This window comes from Pseudomonas sp. MIS38, assembly GCF_019891575.1.
GTDB classification, from domain to species: Bacteria; Pseudomonadota; Gammaproteobacteria; order Pseudomonadales; family Pseudomonadaceae; genus Aquipseudomonas; species Aquipseudomonas putida_A.
Map to the genome: position 1 here is coordinate 79,499 of NZ_JAFLXF010000014.1, position 25,197 is coordinate 104,695.

A 25,197-nucleotide genomic window follows, 5' to 3' on the forward strand; every position below is an offset into this window, starting at 1 on the left:
CACGTAGCGGGCGCCTGCCTTCAGATGTGACGGACTTCGACAATCTCGTACTCGATAACGCCACTCGGCGTTTTCACGGCGACCACATCACCCTCTTCCTTGCCGATCAAGGCACGGGCCAATGGTGAGCCGACCGAAATCTTGCCGAGTTTGAAGTCAGCCTCGTCCTCACCCACGATGTGGTAAGTGACGCTCTCATCAGTCTCGACGTTGGCGATTTCGACGGTAGTACCGAAGATCACTTTGCCGGTGTGCGGGATAGTCGTGACGTCGATGATGACCTGATTCTGAATCCGGCCTTCGATGTCACGGATCCGCGCCTCGACCATGCCTTGCTGTTCGCGGGCGGCATGGTATTCAGCGTTTTCCTTCAGGTCACCCAACTCGCGAGCCGTACCGATGTCCTGACTGAGCTTCGGACGAACGACCTTGGTCAGGTGAGCGTGTTCTTCTTCCAGGGCTTTCGCGCCCTGGACGGTCATTGGGTATTTGATCATGCCTTCAATCCTGCGTGTAGATCCTGCAAGCGGCGCACGGTCTTCTCGGGACCGAACTTCAGCGCTTCGCAGATAGCTTCGCCCGCAGCAATGGTGGTGGTGCAGTAGATCTTGTGCTGCAGGGCATTACGACGAATGGAGTAGGAATCAGCGATCGACTGACGGCCTTCGGTGGTGTTGATGATCAGGGTGACTTCGTCATTCTTGATCATGTCGACCACGTGCGGACGCCCCTCGGTCACCTTGTTCACACGGCGCACTTTCAGGCCTGCAGCTTCGATCAGCTTGGCAGTGCCGGCAGTCGCGACCACTTCGAAGCCCAAGTTGATCAGATCACGGGCCACGCCTGCAACCAGCGGCTTGTCATCATCACGCACGCTGATGAACGCGGTACCGCCGGTCGGCAGCACTTCGCTGGCGCCCATCTGGGCCTTGGCGAATGCTTCACCGAAGGTGTCGCCGACGCCCATCACTTCACCGGTGGACTTCATCTCTGGGCCGAGGATCGGGTCAACACCAGGGAATTTGGCGAACGGGAACACCGCCTCTTTCACGCTGTAGAAGTTCGGGATGATTTCCTTGGTGAAGCCGATTTCCTTCAGAGTCTTACCGGCCATGACGCGAGCCGCGATCATTGCCAGGGAAACACCGATGCACTTGGACACGAACGGCACGGTACGCGAAGCGCGCGGGTTGACTTCGATGACGTAGATGTCTTCGCCCTGCAGCGCCAGTTGCACGTTCATCAGGCCGACAACGCCCAGTTCCAGGGCCATTTTCTTGACCTGTTCGCGCATCTCGTCCTGGATGTGCGCCGGCAGCGAGTAAGGCGGCAGCGAGCACGCGGAGTCACCGGAGTGAACGCCCGCCTGTTCGATGTGCTGCATGATCGCGCCGATCACCACGTCTTTGCCGTCGCAGACCGCATCCACGTCCATCTCGATGGCGCAGTTGAGGAAGTGGTCGAGCAGCACCGGGCTGTCGTTGGACACTTGCACCGCATCACGCAGGTAGCGCTTGAGTTCGTCTTCCTTGTAAACGATTTCCATCGCGCGGCCGCCCAATACGTAGGACGGGCGCACCACCAGCGGATAACCGATTTTCGCCGCAGCGCGAACGGCTTCATCTTCGCTGCGCACGGTGGCGTTTGGCGGCTGACGCAAGTTCAGGCGTTCAACCATTTGCTGGAAGCGCTCGCGGTCTTCGGCGCGGTCGATGGCGTCAGGGCTGGTACCGATGATCGGCACGCCAGCGGCTTCGAGGGCACGCGCCAGTTTCAGCGGCGTCTGGCCGCCGTACTGAACGATTACGCCCTTCGGCTTCTCGACGCGGCAGATTTCCAGCACGTCTTCCAGGGTTACCGGCTCGAAGTACAGACGGTCGGAAGTGTCGTAGTCGGTGGAAACGGTTTCCGGGTTGCAGTTGACCATGATGGTTTCGTAGCCGTCTTCGCGCAGTGCGAGGGCCGCGTGTACGCAGCAGTAGTCGAACTCGATGCCCTGGCCGATACGGTTCGGACCGCCACCCAGAATCATGATCTTGTCGCGACCGGACGGCGCGGCTTCGCACTCTTCCTCGTAAGTCGAGTAGAGGTAAGCGGTGTCGGTGGCGAACTCGGCGGCGCAGGTGTCAACGCGCTTGTAGACCGGGAACACTTCCAGTTTTTGACGGTGAGTACGCAGATTCTTCTCGGTCACACCCAGCAGCTTGGCCAGACGCTGATCGGAGAAGCCTTTGCGCTTGAGCTTGAACATCAGGTCGCGGTCGATGGCGGACAGACCGAGGGTCTTGACCTTCTCTTCGTCCTTGATCAGATCTTCGATCTGCACCAGGAACCACGGGTCGATCATGTTCATGCCGAAGATGTCTTCGACGGTCATGCCGGCGCGGAAGGCGTCCGCCACGTACCAGATACGCTCGCCGCCCGGCACGGTCAGCTCGCGTTTGAGGATGCTCATGCTTTCCGGATTGCTCAGGTCGAGCTTCTCGTCCAGACCGCAAACACCGACTTCCAGACCGCGCAGGGCTTTCTGCAGGGATTCCTGGAAGGTGCGACCGATGGCCATGACTTCGCCGACCGACTTCATTTGAGTGGTCAGGCGTGCGTCAGCGTTGGCGAATTTCTCGAAAGCGAAACGTGGCAGCTTGGTGACGACGTAGTCGATCGACGGTTCGAAGGACGCCGGAGTCTTGCCGCCGGTGATGTCGTTCGACAGTTCGTCGAGGGTGTAGCCCACAGCCAGCTTGGCCGCGACTTTGGCGATCGGGAAACCGGTGGCTTTCGAAGCCAGTGCCGAGGAACGCGATACACGCGGGTTCATCTCGATCACGACCATGCGGCCGGTGTCCGGGCAGATGCCGAACTGCACGTTGGAGCCACCGGTCTCGACGCCGATCTCGCGCAGTACCGCCAGCGAGGCGTTACGCAGGATCTGGTATTCCTTGTCGGTCAGGGTCTGTGCCGGAGCAACGGTGATCGAGTCACCGGTGTGCACGCCCATCGGGTCGAAGTTTTCGATCGAGCAGACGATGATGCAGTTGTCCTTTTTGTCGCGGACAACTTCCATTTCATATTCTTTCCAGCCGATCAGCGATTCGTCGATCAGCAGCTCTTTGGTCGGCGACAGGTCCAGACCGCGGGCGCAGATTTCTTCGAACTCTTCACGGTTGTACGCGATACCGCCGCCGGTGCCGCCCATGGTGAAGGACGGACGGATGATGCACGGGAAACCCAGACGCTCGAGGACGGCGTTGGCTTCTTCCATGCTGTGGGCGATACCGGAACGCGGGCATTCCAGGCCGATCGACTTCATGGCCTTGTCGAAACGCGAACGGTCTTCAGCCTTGTCGATGGTGTCGGCGTTGGCGCCGATCATTTCCACGCCGAACTTTTCCAGAACGCCTTCGCGCTCCAGGTCCAGGGCGCAGTTCAGTGCAGTCTGGCCGCCCATGGTTGGCAGCACCGCATCCGGACGCTCTTTTTCGATGATCTTGGCAACGGTCTGCCATTTGATCGGCTCGATGTAGGTCGCGTCGGCCATGTCCGGGTCGGTCATGATGGTGGCCGGGTTGGAGTTCACCAGGATGACGCGGTAACCCTCTTCGCGCAGGGCTTTGCAGGCCTGGGCGCCGGAGTAGTCGAATTCGCAGGCCTGGCCGATAACGATCGGGCCAGCGCCGAGAATCAGGATGCTTTTAATGTCTGTACGTTTTGGCATGGGTTTGTCACTCAAATCCGCAGGTCAGTCGGCAAGCCGTCTTGATCGATTTCTGAAGCCCTGAGGGGCGCCACCGGTGTCGGGGCCGCCCTCGAGGGCTTCTCGCTACAGTCTCAAGGCGAACGCTTAGCGTCGCTTGGCCATCTCGTTGATGAAGCGGTCGAACAGGGGCGCCACATCGTTCGGGCCCGGGCTCGCTTCAGGGTGGCCCTGGAAGCTGAACGCGCTCTTGTCAGTGCGCTCGATGCCTTGCAGGGTGCCGTCGAACAGCGACTTGTGGATCGCACGCACGTTGGCCGGCAGGGTCGCTTCGTCAACTGCAAAACCGTGGTTCTGGCTGGTGATCATCACGACGCCAGTGTCCAGATCCTGTACCGGGTGGTTGGCACCGTGGTGGCCGTGGCCCATTTTCAGGGTCTTGGCGCCGGAGGCCAGAGCCAGCAGCTGGTGACCGAGGCAGATACCGAAGACAGGAATTTCGGTTTCCAGCACTTCCTTGATCGCCTTGATTGCGTAGTCGCATGGCTCCGGATCACCAGGGCCGTTGGACAGAAACACGCCGTCCGGCTTGAGTGCCAGCACGTCGGCAGCCGGGGTTTGCGCCGGCACCACGGTCACGCGGCAGCCGCGCTCGACCAGCATGCGCAGGATGTTCAGTTTGACGCCGTAGTCGTAGGCAACCACGTGGTACGGCAACTCGGACGCTTCGATGGTCGCGTGGCTGTCGGTCTTCAAGTCCCAGACAGTGGAGCGCCATTCGTACTTTTCCTTGGTGCTGACGACTTTCGCCAGATCCATGCCCTTCAGGCCCGGGAAGCCTTGCGCAGCGGCAATTGCAGCTTCTTCGGAGATGTTGTCGCCGGCCATGATGCAGCCGTTCTGTGCGCCTTTTTCACGCAGGATGCGGGTCAGGCGACGAGTATCGATACCAGCGATTGCCACAACATTGTTGGCTTTCAGGTAGTCGGACAGGGACATCGTGTTACGCCAGTTGCTCGCTACCAGCGGCAGGTCACGGATGACCAGGCCAGCGGACCATACGCGGTCAGACTCGGCGTCTTCCGGCGTGGTGCCGGTGTTGCCGATGTGCGGGTAAGTCAGGGTAACGATCTGTTGGGCGTAGGAAGGATCGGTAAGGATTTCCTGATAGCCGGTCATTGCGGTGTTGAACACCACCTCACCAACGGTTTGACCGTCGGCTCCAATGGCTTCGCCGCGAAAAATGCTGCCATCAGCAAGGGCGAGTATGGCTGGCTTAGTCAAGAAGACCTCCCGTAAATAACGCATGAAAGGGCAATCGCAGGTTGTAAAAAAGCGGAGTGACGTATGGACACGTCACCCCGCTTCTTCACTGAATTATTCTGCGCGCTTTTAGTGGACACACTAAAGCTGTAGCTTACAGAAAAAGGCTTTTTTGGTCCACCGCTAAAGAGCCTAAAAGGCCGGAGAATGCGACAGGCCGTCGCGCGGTGTAGAAAAACCAGCGCAAACCGGGCGTTTGCGCTGGGTAAAGCAGTCAATTAATGCAGGTCGAGCACGTCCTGCATGTCATACAGACCCGGCTCGCGACCATCCAGCCACAACGCCGCACGCACCGCGCCCTTGGCAAAAGTCATGCGACTGGAAGCCTTGTGCGTGATCTCCAGGCGCTCGCCTTCGCAAGCGAACAGCACGGTGTGATCGCCGACCACATCACCACCACGCACGGTAGCGAAACCGATGGTTTCCCGCTCGCGCGCACCGGTGTGGCCTTCACGGCCATAGACCGCAACCTTCTGCAGATCACGATCCAGCGCCTCGGCGATCACTTCACCCATGCGCAGGGCCGTGCCCGAAGGCGCATCGATCTTGTGCCGGTGATGCGCCTCGATGATCTCGATGTCCGCATCATCGCCCAGCACCCGAGCGGTCATTTCGAGCAGCTTCAGCGACAGGTTGACCCCGACACTGAAGTTGGCCGCGAAGACGATCGGAATATCCTTGCCCGCCTCAGCCAGCAGCTGCTTCTGCGCAGCGTCGAGCCCGGTGGTGCCGATGACCATAGCCTTGCCAGCCTTGCGACAGAACGCGAGGTTTTTCAGCATGACTTCCGGCAGGGTGAAATCGATCAGCACATCGAACTCTTCAGCCACCGATTCGAGATTGCCGGACAACGGCACACCGATGCGACCCAGCGAAGCCAGCTCACCGGCATCCACCCCGATCAGCGTACTGCCGGGACGAACGATCGCCGCGGTCAGGCCGGTCAGCGGCGCGCGCTGTTGCACGGCCTCGACCAGAATCTTGCCCATGCGCCCGGCGGCGCCCATCACAGCTATACGTCGCATGCCGACTCCTTACAGATCGCCGAAGAAGCGCTTCACGCCATCGAACCAACCGGTGGTTTTTGGCGAGTGACTGTTGTCATCCGCCAGCGAGCTGCGGAACTCTTCGAGCAATTCGCGCTGACGACGATTCAGATTGACCGGGGTCTCGACCGCTACACGGCACATCAAGTCGCCCGCACCACCGCCCCGCACCGGCGCCACGCCTTTGCCGCGTACACGGAACTGCTTGCCGGTCTGGGTGCCTTCAGGGATTTTCAGTTTGACGCGACCGTCGAGGGTCGGGATTTCCAGCTCGCCGCCGAGCGCCGCATCAACAAAGCTGATCGGCACTTCGCAGAACAGATGTTTGCCATCGCGCTGGAAGATGTCGTGTTCGCGCACGTTGATCACCACGTACAGGTCGCCGGTCGGGCCGCCCTGGGTGCCCGCCTCGCCCTCGCCAGACAGACGAATGCGGTCGCCGGTATCAACGCCAGCCGGCACCTTCACCGACAGGGTCTTGTACTCTTCGACGCGACCGTCGCCGTGGCAGGAATCGCACGGATCGGAAATGATCTTGCCTTGGCCATGGCAGCGCGGGCAGGTCTGCTGCACCGAGAAGAAGCCCTGCTGCATACGCACCTGGCCGATGCCGCCGCAGGTCGGGCAGGTTGATGGCGACGAGCCTTTCTTCGCACCGGAACCATCGCATGGCTTGCAATTGACCAGTGTCGGAACGCGGATATTCACGGTAGTGCCGCGCACCGCTTCTTCCAGATTCAGCTCCAGGGTGTAGCGCAGATCGCTGCCGCGCTGGGCGCCGCCACGGGAACCGCCACGACCGCCACCGAAGAAGTCACTGAAGACATCGCCAAAGATGTCGGAGAAGTTCTGCCCGCCGAAACCGGCGCCACCGCCACCCATGCTTGGGTCGACGCCAGCATGACCGTACTGGTCGTACGCCGCGCGCTTGCTCGAATCGGACAATACTTCGTAGGCCTCGTTGGCCTCTTTGAACAGTTCTTCCGACGCTTTGTCATCGGGATTACGGTCCGGGTGATGCTTCATCGCCAGACGACGATAGGCCTTCTTCAGGTCTGCATCGCTTGAACCACGCTCTACACCCAATACTTCGTAATAGTCACGCTTTGCCATAAGTCTTTTGCACTCTTGAGGACGTTCGGCAAACCCCTCCTGAGGATGGCCAAACTCGTTGAGCCCCAATACAGGCCCGGACCCAACTCACGTCAATTCAACGATCCTGGTCTTTGTTTCTTTTGGTACTTGCGGCGCGAAAAGCAGGAGCATTCCCGGCCATACCAGCAGCAGGCGAACCTTGTCGCATGCTGTAAAAATTCGTGTATTCCAGATACGCCAACGCGGGAGCAAGCTCCCGCGCGGCGACATCCTACCAGTCACCGCCGCAAGGCAGTCAACCGGCCGACCAACAACTTACTTGTGGTCTTTGACTTCTTCGAACTCGGCATCGACAACATCGTCAGCCTTTTCAGCTTTCTCGTCGTGCGGTGCCGCGCCTTCAGCAGGCTGAGCCTGTTCGGCGTACATCTTCTGAGCAACCGGAGCCGAGACTTTCGACAGCTCTTCGATCTTCGCTTCGATGGCAGCCTTGTCGTCGCCTTTCACAGCGGCTTCCAGTGCAACCACAGCGGCTTCGATCGCGGTCTTCTCTTCAGCGCTGACCTTGTCGCCCGCTTCGGTAACCATTTTGCGAGTCGAGTGAACCAGTGCATCACCCTTGTTACGGGATTCAGCCAGTTCAGCGAACTTGCGGTCTTCCTCGGCGTTCAGCTCGGCATCGCGAACCATCTTCTGAATTTCTTCATCCGACAGACCGGAGTTGGCCTTGATGGTGATCTTCTGCTCTTTACCGGTCGCCTTGTCTTTCGCACCAACGTGCAGGATGCCGTTAGCGTCGATGTCGAAGGTCACTTCGATCTGCGGCACGCCACGTGGAGCTGGTGGAATGTCGGCCAGGTCGAACTTGCCCAGGGACTTGTTCTGTGCGGCTTGCTTACGCTCACCTTGCAGAACGTGAATGGTCACGGCGCCCTGGTTGTCGTCGGCAGTCGAGAAGACTTGCGATTTCTTGGTAGGAATCGTGGTGTTTTTCTCGATCAGCGCGGTCATCACGCCACCCATGGTTTCGATACCCAGGGTCAGCGGGCTGACGTCGAGCAGCAGAACGTCTTTCACGTCACCGGCCAGAACGGCGCCCTGAATCGCAGCACCCATGGCAACCGCTTCGTCCGGGTTCACGTCTTTACGAGCTTCTTTACCGAAGAAATCGGTCACCAGCTTCTGTACCAGCGGCATACGGGTCTGACCGCCAACCAGAATCACGTCGTTGATCGCGCCAACGTCGATACCGGCGTCTTTCATGGCGATACGGCAAGGCTCGATGGTGCGCTGAACCAGGTCTTCAACCAGTGCTTCGAGCTTGGCACGCGAAATCTTCACGTTCAGGTGCTTAGGACCGGTAGCGTCTGCAGTGATGTACGGCAGGTTGACGTCGGTCGACTGAGCGGACGACAGCTCGATCTTGGCTTTCTCAGCGGCTTCTTTCAGGCGCTGCATGGCCAGCGGGTCACCTTTGAGGTTCATGCCGCTTTCTTTCTTGAATTCGTCAACGAGGTAGTCGATCAGACGAATGTCGAAGTCTTCACCGCCGAGGAAGGTGTCACCGTTGGTGGCCAACACTTCGAACTGGTGCTCGCCGTCAACTTCAGCGATCTCGATCACGGAAACGTCGAAAGTACCGCCACCCAGGTCATAAACGATCACGGTGTGATCGCCCTTGGCCTTGTCCATACCGTAAGCCAGAGCCGCTGCGGTTGGTTCGTTGATGATACGTTTAACGTCCAGACCGGCGATGCGGCCGGCGTCTTTGGTCGCCTGACGCTGGCTGTCGTTGAAGTAGGCCGGAACGGTGATTACCGCTTCGGTCACAGGCTCGCCGAGGTAGTCTTCGGCGGTCTTCTTCATCTTCTTCAGAATTTCAGCCGAGATTTGTGGCGGCGCCATTTTCTGGCCGTTCACTTCAACCCAGGCGTCGCCGTTGTCAGCCTTGGCGATTTTGTACGGGACCATCTTGATGTCTTTCTGTACGACTTCTTCGTCGAACTTGCGACCGATCAGACGCTTCACCGCGTACAGGGTGTTGTGCGGGTTGGTCACTGCCTGACGCTTGGCCGACTGACCAACGAGGATTTCACCATCGTTGGCGTAAGCGATGATCGACGGCGTGGTACGCGCGCCTTCGGCGTTTTCGATAACTTTGGCTACGCCGTTTTCCAGCACGGAGACGCAGGAGTTGGTAGTCCCCAGGTCGATACCGATAATTTTGCCCATGTTCACTCTCCCGAAACTTTGGATTTTGTTGCCGCAGCAGTGGTGGCTAACTGCGGTAATACTTAAACGCTTGACTTCTAAATGGGGGCCTTGCGGCTAATTTCAAGCCTTCTCGTCAATCGAAGGCGAAATTGGCGCCGGCGCCTTGCTGACCACAACCATGGCCGGACGCAACAGGCGGCCATTGAGCTGGTAGCCCTTCTGGAACACCTTCAGAACGCTGTTCGGTTCGACGTCGGCGCTTTCCTGCATGGCCATCGCCTGATGGTGAACAGCATTGAACGGTTCGCCATGCGGATCGATCGCTTCAAGCTGATAACGCTTGAGGGTGTCGTGGAACATTTTCAGGGTCAGCTCGATGCCTTCGCGCATCGGACGGATGCTTTCGTCGTCCGGGCTCGACAGCTCGAGGCCGCGCTCCAGGCTGTCGACGATCGGCAGCAAGTCACCGGCGAATTTTTCCAGCGCAAACTTGTGCGCCTTCTCGACATCCTGCTCGGCACGGCGGCGGACGTTCTGCAGATCGGCAGCTACGCGCAGCGACTGATCCTGCGCGGCGGCCAACTGCTCTTCGAGCACTTGTACACGGGTCGCCAGGTCGTCACCCGAAGTTTCGGGCGCCTGATTGGCTTCTGGATTTTGCGTATCTACTGTCTGTTCGTCAGCCATAGAATTCTCCTTTCAATTACGTCCGCGAGCTGTACTCGCGCTTCTGCCCCGATATATGGGGCCGCAAAATCAGGCTTCAAGGGCCTGCAATGATTAACCCTACAAAAAAGTGCTGCATTGTCATTCCCGCTCGGACTAAGCATTTGATCGGATCAAGCAAATCGAGCTAAGCGAGGGCATTGTCAGCCTGAAACAAAACACTGTATAAATAACCAGACCTAAAGCCTGGGAGCGGCCTTTATGCTGGTGCACCTGTCCGTACATAACTACGCCATCGTTGAACATCTCGATCTCGAACTCGATCGCGGGATGAGCGTGATCACAGGGGAAACCGGCGCCGGCAAGTCGATCATGCTCGACGCCCTGGGCCTGACCCTGGGCGATCGCGCCGACAGCGGCGTGGTTCGCCCAGGCGCCGACAAGGCCGACATTCTGGCCACCTTCGATCTGGTCGACATTCCCGAAGCCCATGCCTGGCTGGCCGAACGCGATCTCGAAAACGACGGCCCATGCATCCTGCGTCGGGTGATCACCGCTGAAGGCCGTTCACGCGGCTATATCAATGGCACGCCCTGCCCGCTCGGCGATCTCAAGGCCCTCGGCGAACTGCTGATCGATATCCACAGCCAGCACGAACATCAATCGCTGCTGAAAACCGATACCCATCGCCGCCTGCTCGACGAATACGCCGGCGCTACCGACCTGGCCCGTCAGGTCCAACTCGCCGCGCAGCGCTGGCGTCAAACCCGCCAGGAGCTGGAGCGCCTCTCCAATTCTGGCGACGAACAACGCGCGCGCCACCAACTGCTCAGCTACCAGCTTGAAGAACTGGAAAACCTCGGCCTCGGCGACAACGAGCTGGAACAGCTGGAGCAGGAACACAAGAATCTGACCAATGCCGAAACCCTGCTCGGCATCTGCCGACAGGTGGTCGAGCAGTGCAGCGAAAGCGATTCCGGCAATGTGCTGAATGCACTGACCGCCAGCCTCAATCGCCTGTCGAGCGTGAACAACTCGGTTGGCGCACTGGGCGAAGCCAGCAGCCTGCTGACCAGCGCGCAGATCCAGGTCGAAGAAGCCGTGGGCGAACTCAATCGCTTCCTCGACAACTTCGATGCCGATCCGGCGCGCCTGCAGTATCTGGAAGAACGCCTCGACGCAATTTACACCCTGGCCCGCAAGCACCGGATCCAGCCAACCGAAGTCGCCGAGATGCAGCAGAAGTTGCTGGATGAGATCGAAACCCTTAACGCCAACGACGAATCTATCGAGCGCCTGGGTGAAGAACTGGCGTCCTACGCACGCCATTATCAAGAGAAGGCCCGCGAGCTGAGCGACTTGCGTCACCAGGCCGCCGGCAGCCTTGCCAGCGCCGTGGAGCAGGAAATCCAGCGCTTGGGCATGCCGGGCGGGCGCTTCACCATTGAATTGCGCGCCAATAGCAGCGACGAACTGCTGCCCAATGGTCTGGAACAGGTTGAACTGCTGGTCAGCGCCAACCCCGGCCAACCACTGAAGGCGCTGGCCAAAGTGGCCTCCGGTGGCGAGCTGTCGCGGATCAGCCTGGCGATTCAGGTAATCACCGCGCAGACCTCACGGGTGCCAACCCTGGTGTTCGACGAAGTGGACGTGGGCATCGGCGGGCCAACTGCTGAAATCGTCGGCCAGTTGTTGCGTCGTCTTGGCGATCGCGGGCAGGTACTGACCGTGACGCACTTGCCGCAAGTGGCTGCGCAGGGTCATCAGCATTTGTTCGTGCACAAGGTACGGGGCGAACAGGCGACTCACACCGCCGTGTCCAAGCTGAGCAAGAACGACCGTATAGAAGAAGTGGCGCGGATGCTGGGCGGCATCGACCTGACCAAAGAGTCTTTGGCTCACGCAAAAAAAATGGTGGTTACCGCAAAAGTTTAAGCACAGCAGAAAGCACGAAGGCGACCCTTGGGTCGCCTTCGTTCGTTTCGCGAACCTGAAATTCGCGCGACATGCTTACTTTTTCTTGCGTACGTACAGCACCAGATTGTGATCTACCAGATCAACACCGTGCTCCTCGGCAATTGCCTTCTGGAGCTTTTCGATTTCCGGACTGACGAATTCGACGACTTCACCGGTTTCCACGTTGACCATGTGGTCGTGGTGGCCACCGTCGGCCAATTCGAATACCGCGTGGCCACCGTCGAAGTTGTGACGGACCACGAGGCCAGCGGCTTCGAACTGGGTCAGAACACGGTAAACCGTGGCCAGACCGACGTCCTCGCCCGCTTCCATCAACGCCTTGTAGACGTCTTCGGCACTCATGTGACGCTGCTCGGTAGAGTCGAGCATTTGCAGGATCTTGACCCGTGGCAGGGTCACTTTGAGGCCGGCTTTGCGTAGTTCGCTATTTTCAACCATGGTCAGCTTTCTCGCGATGCTGCTTCGCAGCTTCTCTTAATGCGGGTATGATCGGCGTTTACGTTGTCCCAGCCAAGATAGTGGAAGTCGCCCACCGATGCAAAACACCAAGCTCTTGCTAACCAGTTTCACCTTTGTGGGACTGCTCGCACTCGCCGGTTGTTCATTCCCCGGGGTTTACAAAATCGACATCCAGCAGGGCAATGTCGTCACGCAGGACATGATAGACCAGTTACGCCCGGGAATGACCCGTCGGCAAGTACGGTTTATCATGGGTAACCCTCTGCTGACCGACACGTTCCATGCCGATCGCTGGGATTATCTGTACAGCCTGCAACCTGGTGGCGGTGAACGCCAACAGGAACGCGTGAGTGTTAACTTCAACTCCAACGACCAGCTTGTCAGCCTGTCCGGTGACTTCATGCCGGGCGTGAGCCGTGACGAAGCCATTCTCGGCAAGGACAGTGGCACCAGCGTGACCGCCCCTGCTGAAAACGCCGAGAAGCCGAAGCCGGAACAACCAGCCAAACCGGGCTCCTTGCTGGATTCGATCCAGAAGGATGTGGACGGTGTTGAAACCGTTCCGGTTCCGACGCCTGAACCGCTGGACACCTCGCCGCAGTAATGTGCGAGGCAATAAAAAACCCGGAATTTCCGGGTTTTTTATTGCCTGCGATTTGCTCGTCCTACTGATTTCGCGCCTTGGCTTCGGCAGCCTTGGCCGCCCGCAAGCGCCGAACCTCTTTCGGATCTGCCAATAGCGGCCGGTAGATCTCGATGCGATCCCCTGCCTGAATCAAGCGAACCTGTGAATCAGCCACCACCTTGCCGAAGATTCCCAGCGGACATTCGTTCAGGTCCAGCTCCGGAAATTCATCGCCAATACCTGACTTGAGCACCGTCTCACGCACTGTCGTCCCTTCAGGAACGCTCAAAGTGCGCAAGATCTGACGATCCACGGCGGCATACACCACCTCAATCTCGATCACCGGCTCAACCATGCATCTGCTTGGCGCGCTGGCAGAACGCATCCACCAACGTATTCGCCGCCTGATTGAACAGCGGGCCGAGTGTCGCGCGCACCAGCGGGCCGGCGTAGTCGAAAGACAGGTCAAGACTGATCTTGCAGGCCTTCTCGTTCAACGCCTTGAAGACCCAGACGCCATGCAGTTGGTTGAACGGGCCTTCTTCCAGGTTCATCTCGATCGATTGCCCCGGCACCAGAGTGTTGCGCGTGACGAAGTGCTGACTGAGGCCACCCTTGGCCACGCCAACGCTGGCACGCATGTGCTCGGGCGAACTCTCCAGCACCTCGGCGGACGAGCACCACGGCAGGAATTCCGGGTAACGCGCGACGTCGTTGACCAGGTCGTAGAGGAATTGCGCCGGGTATGGCAGCAACGCCGAACGTTGAATATGTGTCGTCATGTAAGCGTTACTTCCAGAGCTGAGCGGCAAACACTACAAGAATGCCGATAGGCGCCACGTAGCGCATCAAGAACAAGGACAGGGCAAACAGCGCCGGGTTACGAATCGACAACTCGTCACGCACCGCCTCACGCCCCATCACCCAACCGGCAAACAGCACGAAGCACAAGCCACCGAGCGGCAACATGATCCGCGAGGTGAAGAAATCGATCACGCCGAAGAAGTCCAGACCGCCTGCCGCCCCCCATTGGTAGAGATGAAACAGCCCGCCATCGTTCACGAAAAATTTGGCTTCCTTCCAGATATTGAAGGAGAAAACCGTACCCAGACCGACGAACCAGCAAATAAATGCCAGCCAGAAAGTCACCCAGCCACGGCTGATTTTCGTGCGTTCAACCAAATAGGCAACCATCGGTTCGAGCAGGGAAATCGCCGAGCTCCAGGCGGCAATTGCCACCAGGACAAAGAACACCACGCCCATCAACTGGCCGAAAACCACGTTACCGAAGGCAAATGGCAGACTGACGAACATCAGGCCCGGACCTTCGCTAGGGTTCAAACCGCCAGCAAACACAATCGGAAACAATGCCAGACCGGCCACCAGCGACACGAAGGTGTCGAGCAGTGCCACACCGACCACGGTGCCGGACAACGAGGCTTCCTTGGTCATGTAAGCGCCGTAGATCATGATCGAGCCGACGCCCACGCTCAGGGAAAAGAACGCATGGCCCATGGCGGGCAGCAAGCCGTCGAGGACTTTTTCCGGGTGGAAATCGAACATGAAATGCACGCCTTCCATGAAATGCCCGGTGGTCATGCTGTAACCCAGCAACACCAGCACCATCACGAACAGCAGCGGCATCATGATCCGCAGACTGCGCTCAAGCCCGGCAACCACGCCTTTGGCGATCACCACGGCCGACAACAGCATGAAAACTGTATGCCAAAGTGTCAGGCGCCAGGGATCGGAGATGACATTGCCGAAATAAGCGCCGACCTGCTCCGCCGTGGCGCCCTGGAAGTCGCCGCGCCCCATGTCGATGATGTAATCCAGCGACCAGCCGCCAACCACACTATAGAAAGACAGGATCAGCAACGCCGTGATCATCCCGGCAAATGCGCCCCACGACCACTTGCCCGAATGCCCGGCTTCCAGCGCCAGCACCTTCAGGGCGTTCGCCGGACTCTGCCGTGCGCGGCGGCCGATCAGGGTTTCAGCCAGCATGACCGGGATCCCGATCAGGGCGATGCAGGCCAGAAACATCAGCACGAAGGCGCCGCCGCCGTAGACCCCGACCATGTAGGGGAATTTCCAGATGCTGCCCAGTCCCACGGCCGAACCGGTCGCGGCGAATATGAAAACCCAGCGGCTAGCCCAACTGCCGTGGACAGAAACCTTGTCTGTCGACATTGAATATCACGCCCAAGCGTTAGAAAAAGAGGCCGCATTGTCCGGGATTCACTCAACGTGCTCAAGCACGCAGCATCACCGTAGCCGAGGACCGTTTATCTCCATATAATGCCGCCCCTATGGCTAAACAGAAGAAACACCCAACAGGGACCATCGCGCAGAACAAAAAGGCGCGACACGATTACTTCATCGAACATCGTTTCGAGGCTGGTCTGGTCCTGGCCGGCTGGGAAGTAAAAAGTCTGCGGGCAAGCAAGCTGCAACTGGTCGACAGTTACGTGCTGCTCAAGGATGGCGAAGCCTGGCTCCTCGGCAGTCACATCACGCCGTTGATGACCGCCAGCACCCACGTCATCGCCGATCCGACCCGCACCCGCAAACTGCTGCTCAACAAGCGCGAGCTGGAAAAACTCGCCGCTGCCGTGCAACAGAAAGGCTACGCCTGCGTGTGCCTGTCCTTCTACTGGAGCAAGCACATGGTCAAGTGCGAAATTGCTCTGGGCAAGGGCAAGAAGGAATACGACAAGCGTGACACCGAGCGCGAACGCGACGCTGGTCGAGAGCTGCAGCGCGCCGTGCGCAACAAGGGCAAGGAAGAATAATTTTCCTGCTTTAAAAGATCGCAGCCTGGGGCAGCTCCTACACAGGAATGAGAATTTCCCTGTAAGAGCTGCCGAAGGCTGCGATCTTTTTGCCTCTAAAAGCTACATTCCCTTGCGCCGCTCCGCCCGAGCCATGCGCTGAACTTCCTGCCGTACCTCCTCCAGCACTTCCTGCACATACAGAATATGCCGACTGGAAACCTCCCGCGCCTGCTCCGCACGCCCCTCGATAATCGCCAGATACAGCTCCCGGTGCTGAGAGATCAGCATGTCGCGGGTTTCCGTGCGCTGCTTGTACATGCCGCCAATGTTGGTCACCACGTTGCGCTTGAGCAGATCGAACAACCCGCGAATGGTGTGCAGCAGCACTGCGTTGTGGCTGGCTTCGGCGATCGCCAGATGAAACTTCGCATCCGCCGCGCCCTCTTCCGCCCGGCTCACTTCGTCATGCCGCGTATAGCAATCCTGCAACTCATTGAACGCAGCAGTCAGACGCTCACGATCCACATCCGTGGCGCGCAATGCTGCGTAATAGGCGCACGATGCCTCCAGAGTGTGCCGAAACTCCAGCAAGTCGCGCTGCGCCTCGGGATTGCTCTCCAGCAGCAATAGCAGAGGATCACTGAAGGTCGAGCCGAGCGTTTCCACCACATAATTGCCGCCGCCCTGGCGACTGACCAGCAAGCCCTTGGCCGCCAGTTTCTGAATCGCTTCGCGCAACGACGGACGCGACACGCCGAACTGCTCGGCCAAGGCGCGCTCGGCCGGAAGCCGCTCACCGGACTTCAGCGTGCCCTCGAGGATCATCCCCTCGAGGCGCTCGACAATATCGTCAGACAAACGGCGCTGACGAATCTGATCAAACCCCATAACTCATTTCTCCACGATCCCGACCGCTCGCCGGGCTCTCTATTCTGGCCTATCGGCGCCCCGCCGACACCTGTCAGCGCACATTCGCCCGACCGGATCAGATGCCCTCTGCACCGCTTATTCGACAAAAGTTTCAGGGCGACAAATTGACACACCGACATCAAGGCTTTTACCCTAGCCAACAGCGATTGTAAATTGGTATTACCAATTAACCAAGAACGCTGACAGTGCCTGACCAACAACAATTAGGGGCCACCCCATATGCAAACCTGGCAACAGCTCTATACCCCGCTCGGCAGTCTCGGCGTCTCCGCTCTTGCGGCCGTCATCCCCATCGTTTTCTTCTTTCTCGCGCTGGCGGTGTTCCGCCTCAAGGGTCACGTGGCCGGCAGCATCACGCTGGCCCTGTCGATTGCCGTGGCGATTTTCGCCTTCCACATGCCGGTCGACATGGCCTTCGCCGCGGCCGGATACGGCTTTGCCTACGGTCTGTGGCCGATTGCCTGGATCATTGTCGCGGCGGTGTTCCTCTACAAACTGACGGTCAAGAGTGGTCAGTTCGAGGTCATTCGCAGTTCGGTGCTGTCGATCACCGACGACCAGCGTCTGCAGGTGCTGCTGATCGGTTTCTGCTTCGGTGCATTTCTTGAAGGTGCCGCCGGCTTCGGCGCGCCAGTGGCGATTACCGCTGCGCTGCTGGTCGGTCTCGGGTTCAACCCGCTGTACGCCGCCGGCCTGTGCCTGATTGCCAACACCGCGCCAGTGGCGTTTGGCGCACTGGGCATTCCAATCATTGTTGCCGGGCAAGTGACCGGCATCGACGCGTTCAAGATCGGCGCCATGACCGGCCGCCAACTGCCACTGCTGTCGCTGTTCGTGCCGTTCTGGTTGGTGTTCATGATGGACGGCCTGCGTGGCGTGCGTGAAACCTGGCCGGCAGCACTGGTCGCAGGCCTGAGTTTCGCAGTGACCCAGTACTTCACTTCGAACTTCATCGGCCCGGAGCTGCCGGACATCACCTCGGCCCTGGCCAGCCTGATTTCCCTGACTCTGTTCCTTAAAGTCTGGCAGCCAAAACGCACCGCCGGTGCACAGATCGCCGGCGCCACCTCGAGCGCAGCGATTACCGCCAGCGTCGGCGGTTTCGGCCAGAAGCGCACCACCGTCGCTTCGCCTTACAGTCTTGGGGAAATTTTCAAAGCGTGGTCGCCGTTCCTGATCCTCACCGTGCTGGTGACCATCTGGACCCTCAAACCCTTCAAAGCCATGTTCGCCGCCGGCGGATCGATGTACGCCTGGGTATTCAACTTCGCCATCCCGCACCTTGATCAACTGGTGATCAAGACCGCGCCGATCGTCGCCACCCCGACCGCGATTCCTGCGGTGTTCAAACTCGATCCGATTTCCGCAACCGGTACAGCAATTTTCTTCTCGGCGCTGGTCTCGATGCTGGTGCTGAAGATCAACTTCAAAACTGGTCTGACCACTTTTAAAGAGACCTTCTACGAACTGCGCTGGCCAATCCTGTCGATCGGCATGGTGCTGGCCTTCGCCTTCGTCACCAACTACTCGGGCATGTCTTCGACCATGGCTCTGGTATTGGCCGCGACCGGCGCAGCCTTCCCGTTCTTCTCACCGTTCCTCGGCTGGCTCGGTGTGTTCCTCACCGGTTCCGATACTTCGTCGAACGCCCTGTTCAGTTCGCTGCAAGCGACCACCGCACACCAGATCGGCGTCAATGACACCTTGTTGGTAGCCGCCAATACCAGCGGCGGCGTGACCGGCAAGATGATCTCGCCACAATCGATCGCCGTGGCCTGCGCCGCGACCGGGCTGGTAGGTAAGGAATCGGATCTGTTCCGCTTCACTCTCAAGCACAGCCTATTCTTTGCCACGATTGTCGGCCTGATCACTCTGGCCCAGGCCTACTGGTTCACCGGCATGCTGGTGCACTAAACCTATAAACAAAACGGAAATAACCGACGCCGGCTGGTGATTCCGGCGTCAGCAATTCACACCCCGGTCTGTAAGGCTGCTGAAAGCAAGGCTCTTTATATTCAGCAGTCTCAACAGACGGATAACCGGGCCCACCCGGAGACACGCCTGATGAGCGAGCTTTTTTACAACGCTGTGCCCAACGCCACTCGCGTTGCACCGCCACTGCCCGAACCTCGGCAGTACCCCAGCGAGAAACCGTCGCGGGTCTATCTGTTCGGCACGTGCGTGGTCGACCTGTTCTACCCCGAAGCCGGGATGGACGCGATCCACTTGCTCGAGCGTGAAGGGATCAAGGTCGAGTACCCGCAAGGGCAAAGCTGCTGCGGGCAACCGGCCTACACCTCGGGTTACACCGAGCAAGCGCGGACGGTAGCGCGCGCGCAACTGGCGCTGTTTGCCGGGGATTATCCGGTGGTGGTGCCGTCGGGTTCCTGCGCGGGCATGTTGCGCGAGCACTATGCCGACTTGTTCAAGGACGAGCCGCAAACGTTGAAACAGGTGCAGGCACTCGCGGCCCGCACCTATGAGCTGGCCGAGTTCCTGCTGTTCGTCTGCAAAGTGCAGCTCAAGGACAGCGGCGAGCCGGTCAAAGTCGCGCTGCACACCTCGTGTTCGGCACGCCGCGAAATGAACACCCACTTGCACGGCCGCGAGTTGTTGGCGCAGTTGAGCAACGTGGAACGGGTCAACCACGACCACGAAAGCGAATGCTGTGGCTTCGGTGGGACATTCAGCGTCCGTATGCCAGACATTTCCGGCGCGATGGTGGCGGACAAGACCCGCGCGTTGAAGGATTCCGGCGCGCACAAAGTGTTGAGCGCCGACTGTGGCTGTTTGATGAACATCAACGGCGCATTGGAGAAACAAAAAGAAGCGCTGCGCGGGCAACATCTCGCCAGCTTCCTCTGGCAACGAACCGGAGGTGCGCGATGAGCACCTCGACGATTATTCCTACGGTCGCCGTAGAAGAAGACTTCCGCACCCGGGCGCACAACGCCTTGGGCGATCAGCAGCTACGGAACAACTTCCGCACTGCGATGGATTCACTGATGACCAAGCGGGCAGCGGCTTTCAGCGATGCCCACGAAAGAGAACATTTGCGCGCCCTGGGCAACTCGATCAGGGCGCGTGCGCTCTCCAAGTTGCCCGACCTGCTCGAGCAACTGGAACAGAACCTGACCCGCAACGGTGTGACAGTGCACTGGGCGGAAACGGTGGACGAGGCCAATGGCATCGTCCTTTCGATCATCCGCGCTCACGAGGCGCGGCAAGTGATCAAGGGCAAATCGATGGTCAGCGAAGAGATGGAGATGAACCATTTCCTCGAGGCTCAAGGTGTTGAATGCCTGGAGTCCGACATGGGGGAATACATCGTCCAGCTCGACCACGAGAAGCCTTCACACATCATTATGCCGGCGATCCACAAGAATGCCGGTCAGGTCGCGTCCTTGTTCCACGACAAACTTGGCGTGGAGTACACCAAGGACGTTGACCAACTCATTCAGATCGGTCGCAGAGTCCTGCGGCAGAAATTCTTCGAAGCGGACATCGGCGTTTCCGGCGTCAACTTCGCCGTAGCCGAAACCGGCACCCTGCTGCTGGTGGAAAACGAAGGCAACGGACGCATGACCACCACCGTGCCGCCGGTGCACATCGCCGTCACCGGCATCGAAAAGGTCGTGGAAAACCTGCGCGACGTGGTGCCGCTGTTGTCGCTGCTGACCCGCTCGGCGCTGGGCATTCCGATCACCACCTACGTCAACATGATCTCCGGCCCGCGCAAGGAACATGAACTCGACGGCCCGCAAGAAGTGCATCTGGTGCTGCTCGATAACGGTCGCAGCCAGGCCTTTGCCGACAGCGAACTGCGCCAGACCCTCAACTGCATCCGCTGCGGTGCCTGCATGAACCATTGCCCGGTCTACACCCGCGTCGGTGGTCACACCTATGGCGAGGTGTATCCGGGACCGATCGGCAAAATCATCACGCCGCACATGGTCGGTCTGGCGAAAGTCCCGGATCACCCGAGCGCTTCGTCGCTGTGCGGTGCCTGCGGAGAAGTGTGCCCGGTGAAAATTCCTATCCCGGCGATCCTGCGGCGCCTGCGCGAAGAAAACGTCAAAGCCCCGGACAGTCCGCATCAAGTGATGCGCGGTCAGGGCAGCAAGTATTCGCGCAAGGAACGTTTCATCTGGAACGCCTGGGCGAAACTCAACAGCTCGCCGACGTTGTATCGGTTGTTCGGTTTCTTCGCCACGCGCCTGCGTGCGTTAACGCCGAGCAATGTCGGCCCGTGGACACAAAACCACAGCGCACCAAAACCCGCCGCCCGCTCACTGCACGACATGGCCCGCGAGCATCTGGCCAAACAGGGAGACCGCTGATGAGCGCCAAGCAAAATATCCTCGCCAAACTACGGAAAAGTCTGACCGGCGCCACACCGATTGCCGACGAGTTCGACGTCGATCTGGTGACCCAGCCTTACACCTACAGCGCCGAGCAACGCATCCCGCAGCTGCGCAAACTGATGGAAGCGGTCCACACCGAGATCCATCTGACTACCGGCGCAGACTGGCCGACGCTGCTCGCGCAATTGCTGCGTGACCGGCAGCTACCGAGCCTGCTGATCGCACCGACTACGCCTCACGGGCAGCGCATCTCACAACACTGGGCGAACAATCCTGATCTGCCGACACTGAAATCCTACAACCGGCCGATGGAAGAATGGAAAGCCGAGCTGTTCAACGACACCCCGGCCAGCCTCACTGGCACTCTCGGCGCCATCGCCGCGACCGGTAGCCTGATCCTCTGGCCCACTCGTGAAGAGCCGCGACTGATGAGTCTGGTGCCGCCGGTGCATTTCGCCCTGCTCAAGGCCAGCGAAATCCGCGACAACTTCTATCAGGTGCAACAGGAATTCGAGTGGGCCCAAGGCATGCCGACCAACGCGCTGCTGGTGTCCGGCCCGTCGAAAACTGCCGACATCGAACAAGTACTGGCCTACGGCGCCCACGGCCCGAAAGACCTTGTGGTGCTGATCCTGGAGGACCAATGACGCTTCCGGTGAATTTCCTGCGCGATGCGCAGCAACTGATCCCAGCGGAGCGCCGCTTCGACGATCCGCTGTCGACCTTGGCCTTCGGCACCGACGCCAGTTTTTATCGGCTGATTCCCAAACTGGTGATCCGCGTCGAGTCCGAAGATGAAGTGGTAGCGCTGCTGAAACTGGCCCAGCGCGATCAAGTCCCGGTGACCTTCCGCGCCGCTGGCACCAGTTTGTCCGGGCAGGCGATCAGCGATTCGGTGCTGATTGTGCTGGGGGATAACTGGAACGCTCGCGAGATTCGCGACCAAGGCATGCAAATCCGCCTGCAGCCGGGCGTCATCGGCGCGCAGGCCAACGCATGGCTGGCACCGTTCGGGCGCAAGATCGGTCCGGACCCGGCGTCGATCAACGCCTGCAAGATCGGCGGCATCGTCGCCAACAACGCCAGCGGCATGTGCTGCGGCACGGCGCAAAATACCTATCACACCCTGGCCGGGATCCGTCTGGTACTCGCCGACGGCACCCGTCTCGACACCGAAGACGCCGCCAGCGTCGCCGCTTTTCGCGTAAGCCACGAAGATCTGCTGGAGCGCCTGGCAACATTGGGCCGCGAGACCCGCGCCAATGCCGAACTGGCTGCGCGAATCCGCCACAAATATCGTCTGAAAAATACCACCGGTCTGTCACTCAACGCCCTGGTGGATTTCGACGAGCCTGTGGATATCTTGAGCCACTTGCTGGTCGGTTCCGAAGGCACCCTTGGCTTCATCAGCGCGGTGACCTATGACACGGTGATCGACCATCCGAACAAGGCGTCGGCGCTGATCGTGTTCCCGGATGTGGAAACCTGCTGCAACGCGGTCACCGTGCTGAAAAGCCAACCGGTGTCGGCAGTGGAATTGCTCGATCGGCGCAGTCTGCGTTCGGTGCAGGACAAACCGGGCATGCCGGATTTCGTACAGCAGCTGTCGAATAATGCCTGCGCGCTGCTGATCGAATCCCGCGCCGCCTCTTCCTCTTTGCTACAGGAACAACTGGCGCAGATCATGGCTTCGCTGACCCGTTTCCCGGTGGAAAAACAGGTCGATTTCACTGAAGACCCGGCCGAGAACGCCAAACTCTGGGCCATCCGCAAGGACACCTTTCCGGCCGTCGGCGCCGTGCGCAAAACCGGCACCACGGTGATCATCGAAGACGTGACCTTCCCGGTCGAGCAACTGGCCATCGGCGTCAATCGCCTGATCGAACTGTTCGACAAACATGACTACGACGAAGCGATCCTTTTCGGACACGCTCTGGAGGGTAATCTGCACTTCGTTTTCACCCAAGGCTTCAACAGTCCGGAAGAAGTCGCACGCTATCAGGCGTTCATGGACGACGTGGCGCAACTGGTGGCGGTGGAATTCGGCGGTTCGCTCAAGGCCGAACACGGCACCGGGCGCAACATGGCACCGTTCGTTGAGCTGGAATGGGGCAGCGATGCCTATCAGTTGATGTGGCAGCTCAAACGTCTGCTCGACCCCAACGGCATCCTCAACCCCGACGTGGTGCTCAGCGAAGATCCGCAGATCCACCTCAAACACCTGAAGCCGCTGCCGGCGGCTGACGAGATTGTCGATAAATGCATCGAGTGCGGCTTCTGCGAACCGGTCTGCCCGTCGAAAGGTCTGACCCTCAGCCCGCGCCAGCGCATCGTGATCTGGCGTGACATTGAAGCGAAGAAACGCGCCGGCGTTGACACCACCGAGCTGGAACAAGCCTACGAGTACCAAGGCATTGAAACCTGCGCCGCGACAGGCTTGTGCGCGCAGCGTTGCCCCGTAGGCATCAATACCGGCGAACTGGTGAAAAAGCTCCGCGCCCGTAACGCCACGCATCAGAAAACCGCTGACTGGATCGAAGGAAATTTCGCCAAGACCCTGCAAGGCGCACGCTTCACCCTGCACGTGGCCAACGGCGCACGGATGTTGCTTGGCGCACCGCGCCTGGCGAAGCTGTCGGCAACCCTGACGCGTTTGTCCAAAGGCCAGGTGCCGCTGTGGACCAACGCGATGCCGCAACCGGAAAAAGCCATTCGCTTCAGCCCGAGCGTGTCCGACGAACGCCCACGCGTTGTGTATCTGGCCGCCTGTGTTTCACGGGTGATGGGCCCGGCAGCGGGCGACAAGGAGCAGATGTCGCTGTACGACAAGACCCGTGGCCTGCTGGAAAAGGCCGGTTACCAAGTGGTATTCCCGGACAATCAGGACAACCTCTGCTGCGGTCAGCCGTTTGCTTCCAAAGGCTACGCCGAACAGGCCGAGCACAAGCGTCAGGAGTTGATCAGCGCGCTGCTGCACGCCAGTCGCGGTGGACTCGATCCGATCTATTGCGACACCAGCCCGTGCACCTTGCGCCTGGTGCAGGACGTGGGAAATGTTCGCCTGGATCTGTATGACCCGGTGCGCTTCATCCGTACGCATCTTCTCGATCGACTGGAGTTCACCCCGCAAGAAGCACCGATTGCAGTTCATGTGACCTGCAGCACCCAGCATCTGGGCGAAAGCCAGGCGCTGATCGAACTGGCACGCAAATGCAGCAAAACCGTGGTGATTCCGGAAGGTATTCATTGTTGCGGGTTTGCCGGTGACAAGGGTTTCACCACGCCGGAGCTGAACAGCCACTCGCTGCGCACACTCAAGGACGCGGTGCAACATTGCAACGAGGGGATTTCCACCAGCCGCACCTGTGAGATCGGCCTGACGCAGCACGGCGGCATCGACTATCACGGACTGGTCTATCTGGTGGATCGGGTCACTCGAGCGAAGGCCTGCTAAAAGAAAGTTAGAACCCTTGAGCGAGGCGGTAGTCCACAGAACAAGCCCCCGAACACGCGGGGCTTTTCCTCCTTTCGCAGGCCTGCTCTGACGGTCAGCGAGAGTCTGGATTCCTCAGTGCAAGGAGATACTCATGAAGCATTCTGTACTGTTTGGTCTGTTCGTTACTGCCTCGATGATGGCTTCTACCTCGTTCGCCGATGGCAAACCTGCCGACTTGTGCGAGGCGAATCTGCAAAAGATCGAAAGCGCCAAGACGCAATATCAGACGTCGCCGGATCTGAATTCGCGCGTCTCGGCAAGCGTCAGCAAAGCCCAGGCCCTCAAGGCTCAGGGCAGGATCGACGACTGCCTGGCGGAAACCCAGCAAACCCTTCTGGTAATCCAGAACTCGACGGGGGATACCAAGAAATAAACCTCGGGACGACCAGTCTTCAGGTGGCGTGATGCAGCGCGGTTCGGGTTGACGGGCCACGATGTAAAAAAAACCGAATTCCTGCGTGCGGCCGCGGTCGATTGAACAGGCCCACTACCAAACACGGCCTGTTACGACCTCGGCATCGCCGCCAGACC

The 25,197-nt window shown here is 59.4% G+C and carries 21 protein-coding genes; 9 read left to right on the forward strand and 12 right to left on the reverse strand.

The genetic code is table 11. From position 1 onward, the window contains the following. Nucleotides 1–20: 20 nt before the first annotated feature. The 7 genes from greA to grpE all read right to left on the reverse strand — a co-directional run bounded on the left by greA (nt 21) and on the right by grpE (nt 10,059). Nucleotides 21–497 (reverse strand): transcription elongation factor GreA, encoded by a 477-nt coding sequence (gene greA, locus J1G18_RS17085; protein ID WP_003221530.1) that lies wholly within the window; start codon nt 495–497, stop codon nt 21–23. Continuing rightward, on the reverse strand, nt 494–3,715 hold the full coding sequence (carB, locus tag J1G18_RS17090) for a carbamoyl-phosphate synthase large subunit (RefSeq protein WP_223008116.1): 3,222 nt from the start codon (nt 3,713–3,715) through the stop codon (nt 494–496). The genes greA and carB overlap by 4 nt, the downstream gene beginning before the upstream one ends. A gap of 126 nt (nt 3,716–3,841) precedes the next feature. Continuing rightward, nucleotides 3,842–4,978, reverse strand: coding sequence for a glutamine-hydrolyzing carbamoyl-phosphate synthase small subunit (carA, locus tag J1G18_RS17095; RefSeq protein WP_027610776.1), 1,137 nt, complete (start codon nt 4,976–4,978; stop codon nt 3,842–3,844). A 257-nt stretch (nt 4,979–5,235) separates the two neighbouring features. Further along, nucleotides 5,236–6,042, reverse strand: a complete 807-nt coding sequence (gene dapB, locus J1G18_RS17100; protein ID WP_134785409.1) for a 4-hydroxy-tetrahydrodipicolinate reductase — start codon at nt 6,040–6,042, stop codon at nt 5,236–5,238. Nucleotides 6,043–6,051: 9 nt separating this feature from the next. After that, nucleotides 6,052–7,176: a molecular chaperone DnaJ gene (gene dnaJ, locus J1G18_RS17105; protein ID WP_003221522.1), complete on the reverse strand. Its 1,125-nt coding sequence runs from the start codon at nt 7,174–7,176 to the stop codon at nt 6,052–6,054. Between the two features lie 297 nt (nt 7,177–7,473). Continuing rightward, nucleotides 7,474–9,390: a molecular chaperone DnaK gene (dnaK, locus tag J1G18_RS17110; protein WP_003221521.1), complete on the reverse strand. Its 1,917-nt coding sequence runs from the start codon at nt 9,388–9,390 to the stop codon at nt 7,474–7,476. 102 nt (nt 9,391–9,492) lie between these two features. Next, nucleotides 9,493–10,059: a nucleotide exchange factor GrpE gene (gene grpE / locus J1G18_RS17115; RefSeq protein WP_007961425.1), complete on the reverse strand. Its 567-nt coding sequence runs from the start codon at nt 10,057–10,059 to the stop codon at nt 9,493–9,495. A gap of 240 nt (nt 10,060–10,299) precedes the next feature. Here grpE and recN point away from each other — a divergent pair, with 240 nt between their 5' ends. Continuing rightward, nucleotides 10,300–11,973, forward strand: a complete 1,674-nt coding sequence (gene recN / locus J1G18_RS17120; protein ID WP_210559116.1) for a DNA repair protein RecN — start codon at nt 10,300–10,302, stop codon at nt 11,971–11,973. A gap of 75 nt (nt 11,974–12,048) precedes the next feature. Here the strand turns inward: recN and fur are convergent, their stop codons facing one another. Next, a complete protein-coding gene (gene fur / locus J1G18_RS17125; protein ID WP_003221515.1) occupies nt 12,049–12,453 on the reverse strand; it encodes a ferric iron uptake transcriptional regulator in 405 nt (134 codons plus the stop codon). A gap of 97 nt (nt 12,454–12,550) precedes the next feature. On the opposite strand from fur, the gene J1G18_RS17130 reads away from it, so the two are divergent. After that, entirely contained in the window at nt 12,551–13,078 is a 528-nt protein-coding gene (locus tag J1G18_RS17130; protein ID WP_027610774.1) for an outer membrane protein assembly factor BamE, read from the forward strand. A gap of 61 nt (nt 13,079–13,139) precedes the next feature. Here the strand turns inward: J1G18_RS17130 and J1G18_RS17135 are convergent, their stop codons facing one another. Genes J1G18_RS17135 through J1G18_RS17145 form a run of 3 tightly spaced genes read right to left on the reverse strand, consistent with a single transcriptional unit; the run spans nt 13,140 to nt 15,292 of the window. Further along, nucleotides 13,140–13,454 carry an RnfH family protein gene (locus J1G18_RS17135; protein WP_183784723.1) on the reverse strand — a complete coding sequence of 105 codons (315 nt, stop codon included), beginning with the start codon at nt 13,452–13,454 and terminating at the stop codon, nt 13,140–13,142. Then, nucleotides 13,447–13,881, reverse strand: coding sequence for a type II toxin-antitoxin system RatA family toxin (locus tag J1G18_RS17140; protein ID WP_003221509.1), 435 nt, complete (start codon nt 13,879–13,881; stop codon nt 13,447–13,449). The genes J1G18_RS17135 and J1G18_RS17140 overlap by 8 nt, the downstream gene beginning before the upstream one ends. A 7-nt stretch (nt 13,882–13,888) precedes the next feature. Further along, complete coding sequence (locus J1G18_RS17145) at nt 13,889–15,292, reverse strand: sodium-dependent transporter (RefSeq protein ID WP_007961408.1); 1,404 nt, start codon at nt 15,290–15,292, stop codon at nt 13,889–13,891. Nucleotides 15,293–15,411: 119 nt separating this feature from the next. Between J1G18_RS17145 and smpB the strand changes: the two genes are divergently transcribed. Next, complete coding sequence (gene smpB, locus J1G18_RS17150) at nt 15,412–15,894, forward strand: SsrA-binding protein SmpB (RefSeq protein WP_003221505.1); 483 nt, start codon at nt 15,412–15,414, stop codon at nt 15,892–15,894. Nucleotides 15,895–15,996: 102 nt separating this feature from the next. Here smpB and J1G18_RS17155 read toward each other — a convergent pair whose 3' ends face one another. Further along, a complete protein-coding gene (locus J1G18_RS17155; RefSeq protein ID WP_027610772.1) occupies nt 15,997–16,764 on the reverse strand; it encodes a GntR family transcriptional regulator in 768 nt (255 codons plus the stop codon). A 261-nt stretch (nt 16,765–17,025) separates the two neighbouring features. Between J1G18_RS17155 and J1G18_RS17160 the strand changes: the two genes are divergently transcribed. The 6 genes from J1G18_RS17160 (at nt 17,026) to J1G18_RS17185 (ending at nt 25,039) form a co-directional block, all read left to right on the forward strand. Further along, entirely contained in the window at nt 17,026–18,720 is a 1,695-nt protein-coding gene (locus J1G18_RS17160) for a lactate permease LctP family transporter (protein ID WP_202370230.1), read from the forward strand. 150 nt (nt 18,721–18,870) lie between these two features. Further along, nucleotides 18,871–19,695 carry a (Fe-S)-binding protein gene (locus tag J1G18_RS17165; protein ID WP_223008117.1) on the forward strand — a complete coding sequence of 275 codons (825 nt, stop codon included), beginning with the start codon at nt 18,871–18,873 and terminating at the stop codon, nt 19,693–19,695. Continuing rightward, nucleotides 19,692–21,146 (forward strand): LutB/LldF family L-lactate oxidation iron-sulfur protein, encoded by a 1,455-nt coding sequence (locus tag J1G18_RS17170; protein WP_041066752.1) that lies wholly within the window; start codon nt 19,692–19,694, stop codon nt 21,144–21,146. The genes J1G18_RS17165 and J1G18_RS17170 overlap by 4 nt, the downstream gene beginning before the upstream one ends. Continuing rightward, nucleotides 21,146–21,817, forward strand: a complete 672-nt coding sequence (locus J1G18_RS17175; protein ID WP_223008118.1) for a lactate utilization protein C — start codon at nt 21,146–21,148, stop codon at nt 21,815–21,817. The genes J1G18_RS17170 and J1G18_RS17175 overlap by 1 nt, the downstream gene beginning before the upstream one ends. Beyond that, a complete protein-coding gene (locus tag J1G18_RS17180; protein WP_223008119.1) occupies nt 21,814–24,624 on the forward strand; it encodes an FAD-binding and (Fe-S)-binding domain-containing protein in 2,811 nt (936 codons plus the stop codon). Before J1G18_RS17175 ends, J1G18_RS17180 begins: the two co-directional genes overlap by 4 nt. 133 nt (nt 24,625–24,757) lie before the next feature. Continuing rightward, on the forward strand, nt 24,758–25,039 hold the full coding sequence (locus tag J1G18_RS17185; RefSeq protein WP_027610766.1) for a hypothetical protein: 282 nt from the start codon (nt 24,758–24,760) through the stop codon (nt 25,037–25,039). Nucleotides 25,040–25,197: the final 158 nt, after the last annotated feature.

Bases quoted from the DNA above. Each gene is read 5' to 3' on its own strand.
- fur (WP_003221515.1), bottom strand. From the start codon at position 12,453: ATGGTTGAAAATAGCGAACTACGCAAAGCCGGCCTCAAAGTGACCCTG.
- J1G18_RS17185 (WP_027610766.1), top strand. From the start codon at position 24,758: ATGAAGCATTCTGTACTGTTTGGTCTGTTCGTTACTGCCTCGATGATG.
- dapB (WP_134785409.1), bottom strand. From the start codon at position 6,042: ATGCGACGTATAGCTGTGATGGGCGCCGCCGGGCGCATGGGCAAGATT.
- J1G18_RS17170 (WP_041066752.1), top strand. From the start codon at position 19,692: ATGAGCACCTCGACGATTATTCCTACGGTCGCCGTAGAAGAAGACTTC.
- carB (WP_223008116.1), bottom strand. From the start codon at position 3,715: ATGCCAAAACGTACAGACATTAAAAGCATCCTGATTCTCGGCGCTGGC.
- J1G18_RS17175 (WP_223008118.1), top strand. From the start codon at position 21,146: ATGAGCGCCAAGCAAAATATCCTCGCCAAACTACGGAAAAGTCTGACC.
- J1G18_RS17140 (WP_003221509.1), bottom strand. From the start codon at position 13,881: ATGACGACACATATTCAACGTTCGGCGTTGCTGCCATACCCGGCGCAA.
- J1G18_RS17160 (WP_202370230.1), top strand. From the start codon at position 17,026: ATGCAAACCTGGCAACAGCTCTATACCCCGCTCGGCAGTCTCGGCGTC.
- J1G18_RS17180 (WP_223008119.1), top strand. From the start codon at position 21,814: ATGACGCTTCCGGTGAATTTCCTGCGCGATGCGCAGCAACTGATCCCA.
- J1G18_RS17165 (WP_223008117.1), top strand. From the start codon at position 18,871: ATGAGCGAGCTTTTTTACAACGCTGTGCCCAACGCCACTCGCGTTGCA.
- grpE (WP_007961425.1), bottom strand. From the start codon at position 10,059: ATGGCTGACGAACAGACAGTAGATACGCAAAATCCAGAAGCCAATCAG.
- dnaK (WP_003221521.1), bottom strand. From the start codon at position 9,390: ATGGGCAAAATTATCGGTATCGACCTGGGGACTACCAACTCCTGCGTC.
- J1G18_RS17135 (WP_183784723.1), bottom strand. From the start codon at position 13,454: ATGGTTGAGCCGGTGATCGAGATTGAGGTGGTGTATGCCGCCGTGGAT.
- dnaJ (WP_003221522.1), bottom strand. From the start codon at position 7,176: ATGGCAAAGCGTGACTATTACGAAGTATTGGGTGTAGAGCGTGGTTCA.
- J1G18_RS17130 (WP_027610774.1), top strand. From the start codon at position 12,551: ATGCAAAACACCAAGCTCTTGCTAACCAGTTTCACCTTTGTGGGACTG.
- J1G18_RS17145 (WP_007961408.1), bottom strand. From the start codon at position 15,292: ATGTCGACAGACAAGGTTTCTGTCCACGGCAGTTGGGCTAGCCGCTGG.
- J1G18_RS17155 (WP_027610772.1), bottom strand. From the start codon at position 16,764: ATGGGGTTTGATCAGATTCGTCAGCGCCGTTTGTCTGACGATATTGTC.
- smpB (WP_003221505.1), top strand. From the start codon at position 15,412: ATGGCTAAACAGAAGAAACACCCAACAGGGACCATCGCGCAGAACAAA.
- greA (WP_003221530.1), bottom strand. From the start codon at position 497: ATGATCAAATACCCAATGACCGTCCAGGGCGCGAAAGCCCTGGAAGAA.
- recN (WP_210559116.1), top strand. From the start codon at position 10,300: ATGCTGGTGCACCTGTCCGTACATAACTACGCCATCGTTGAACATCTC.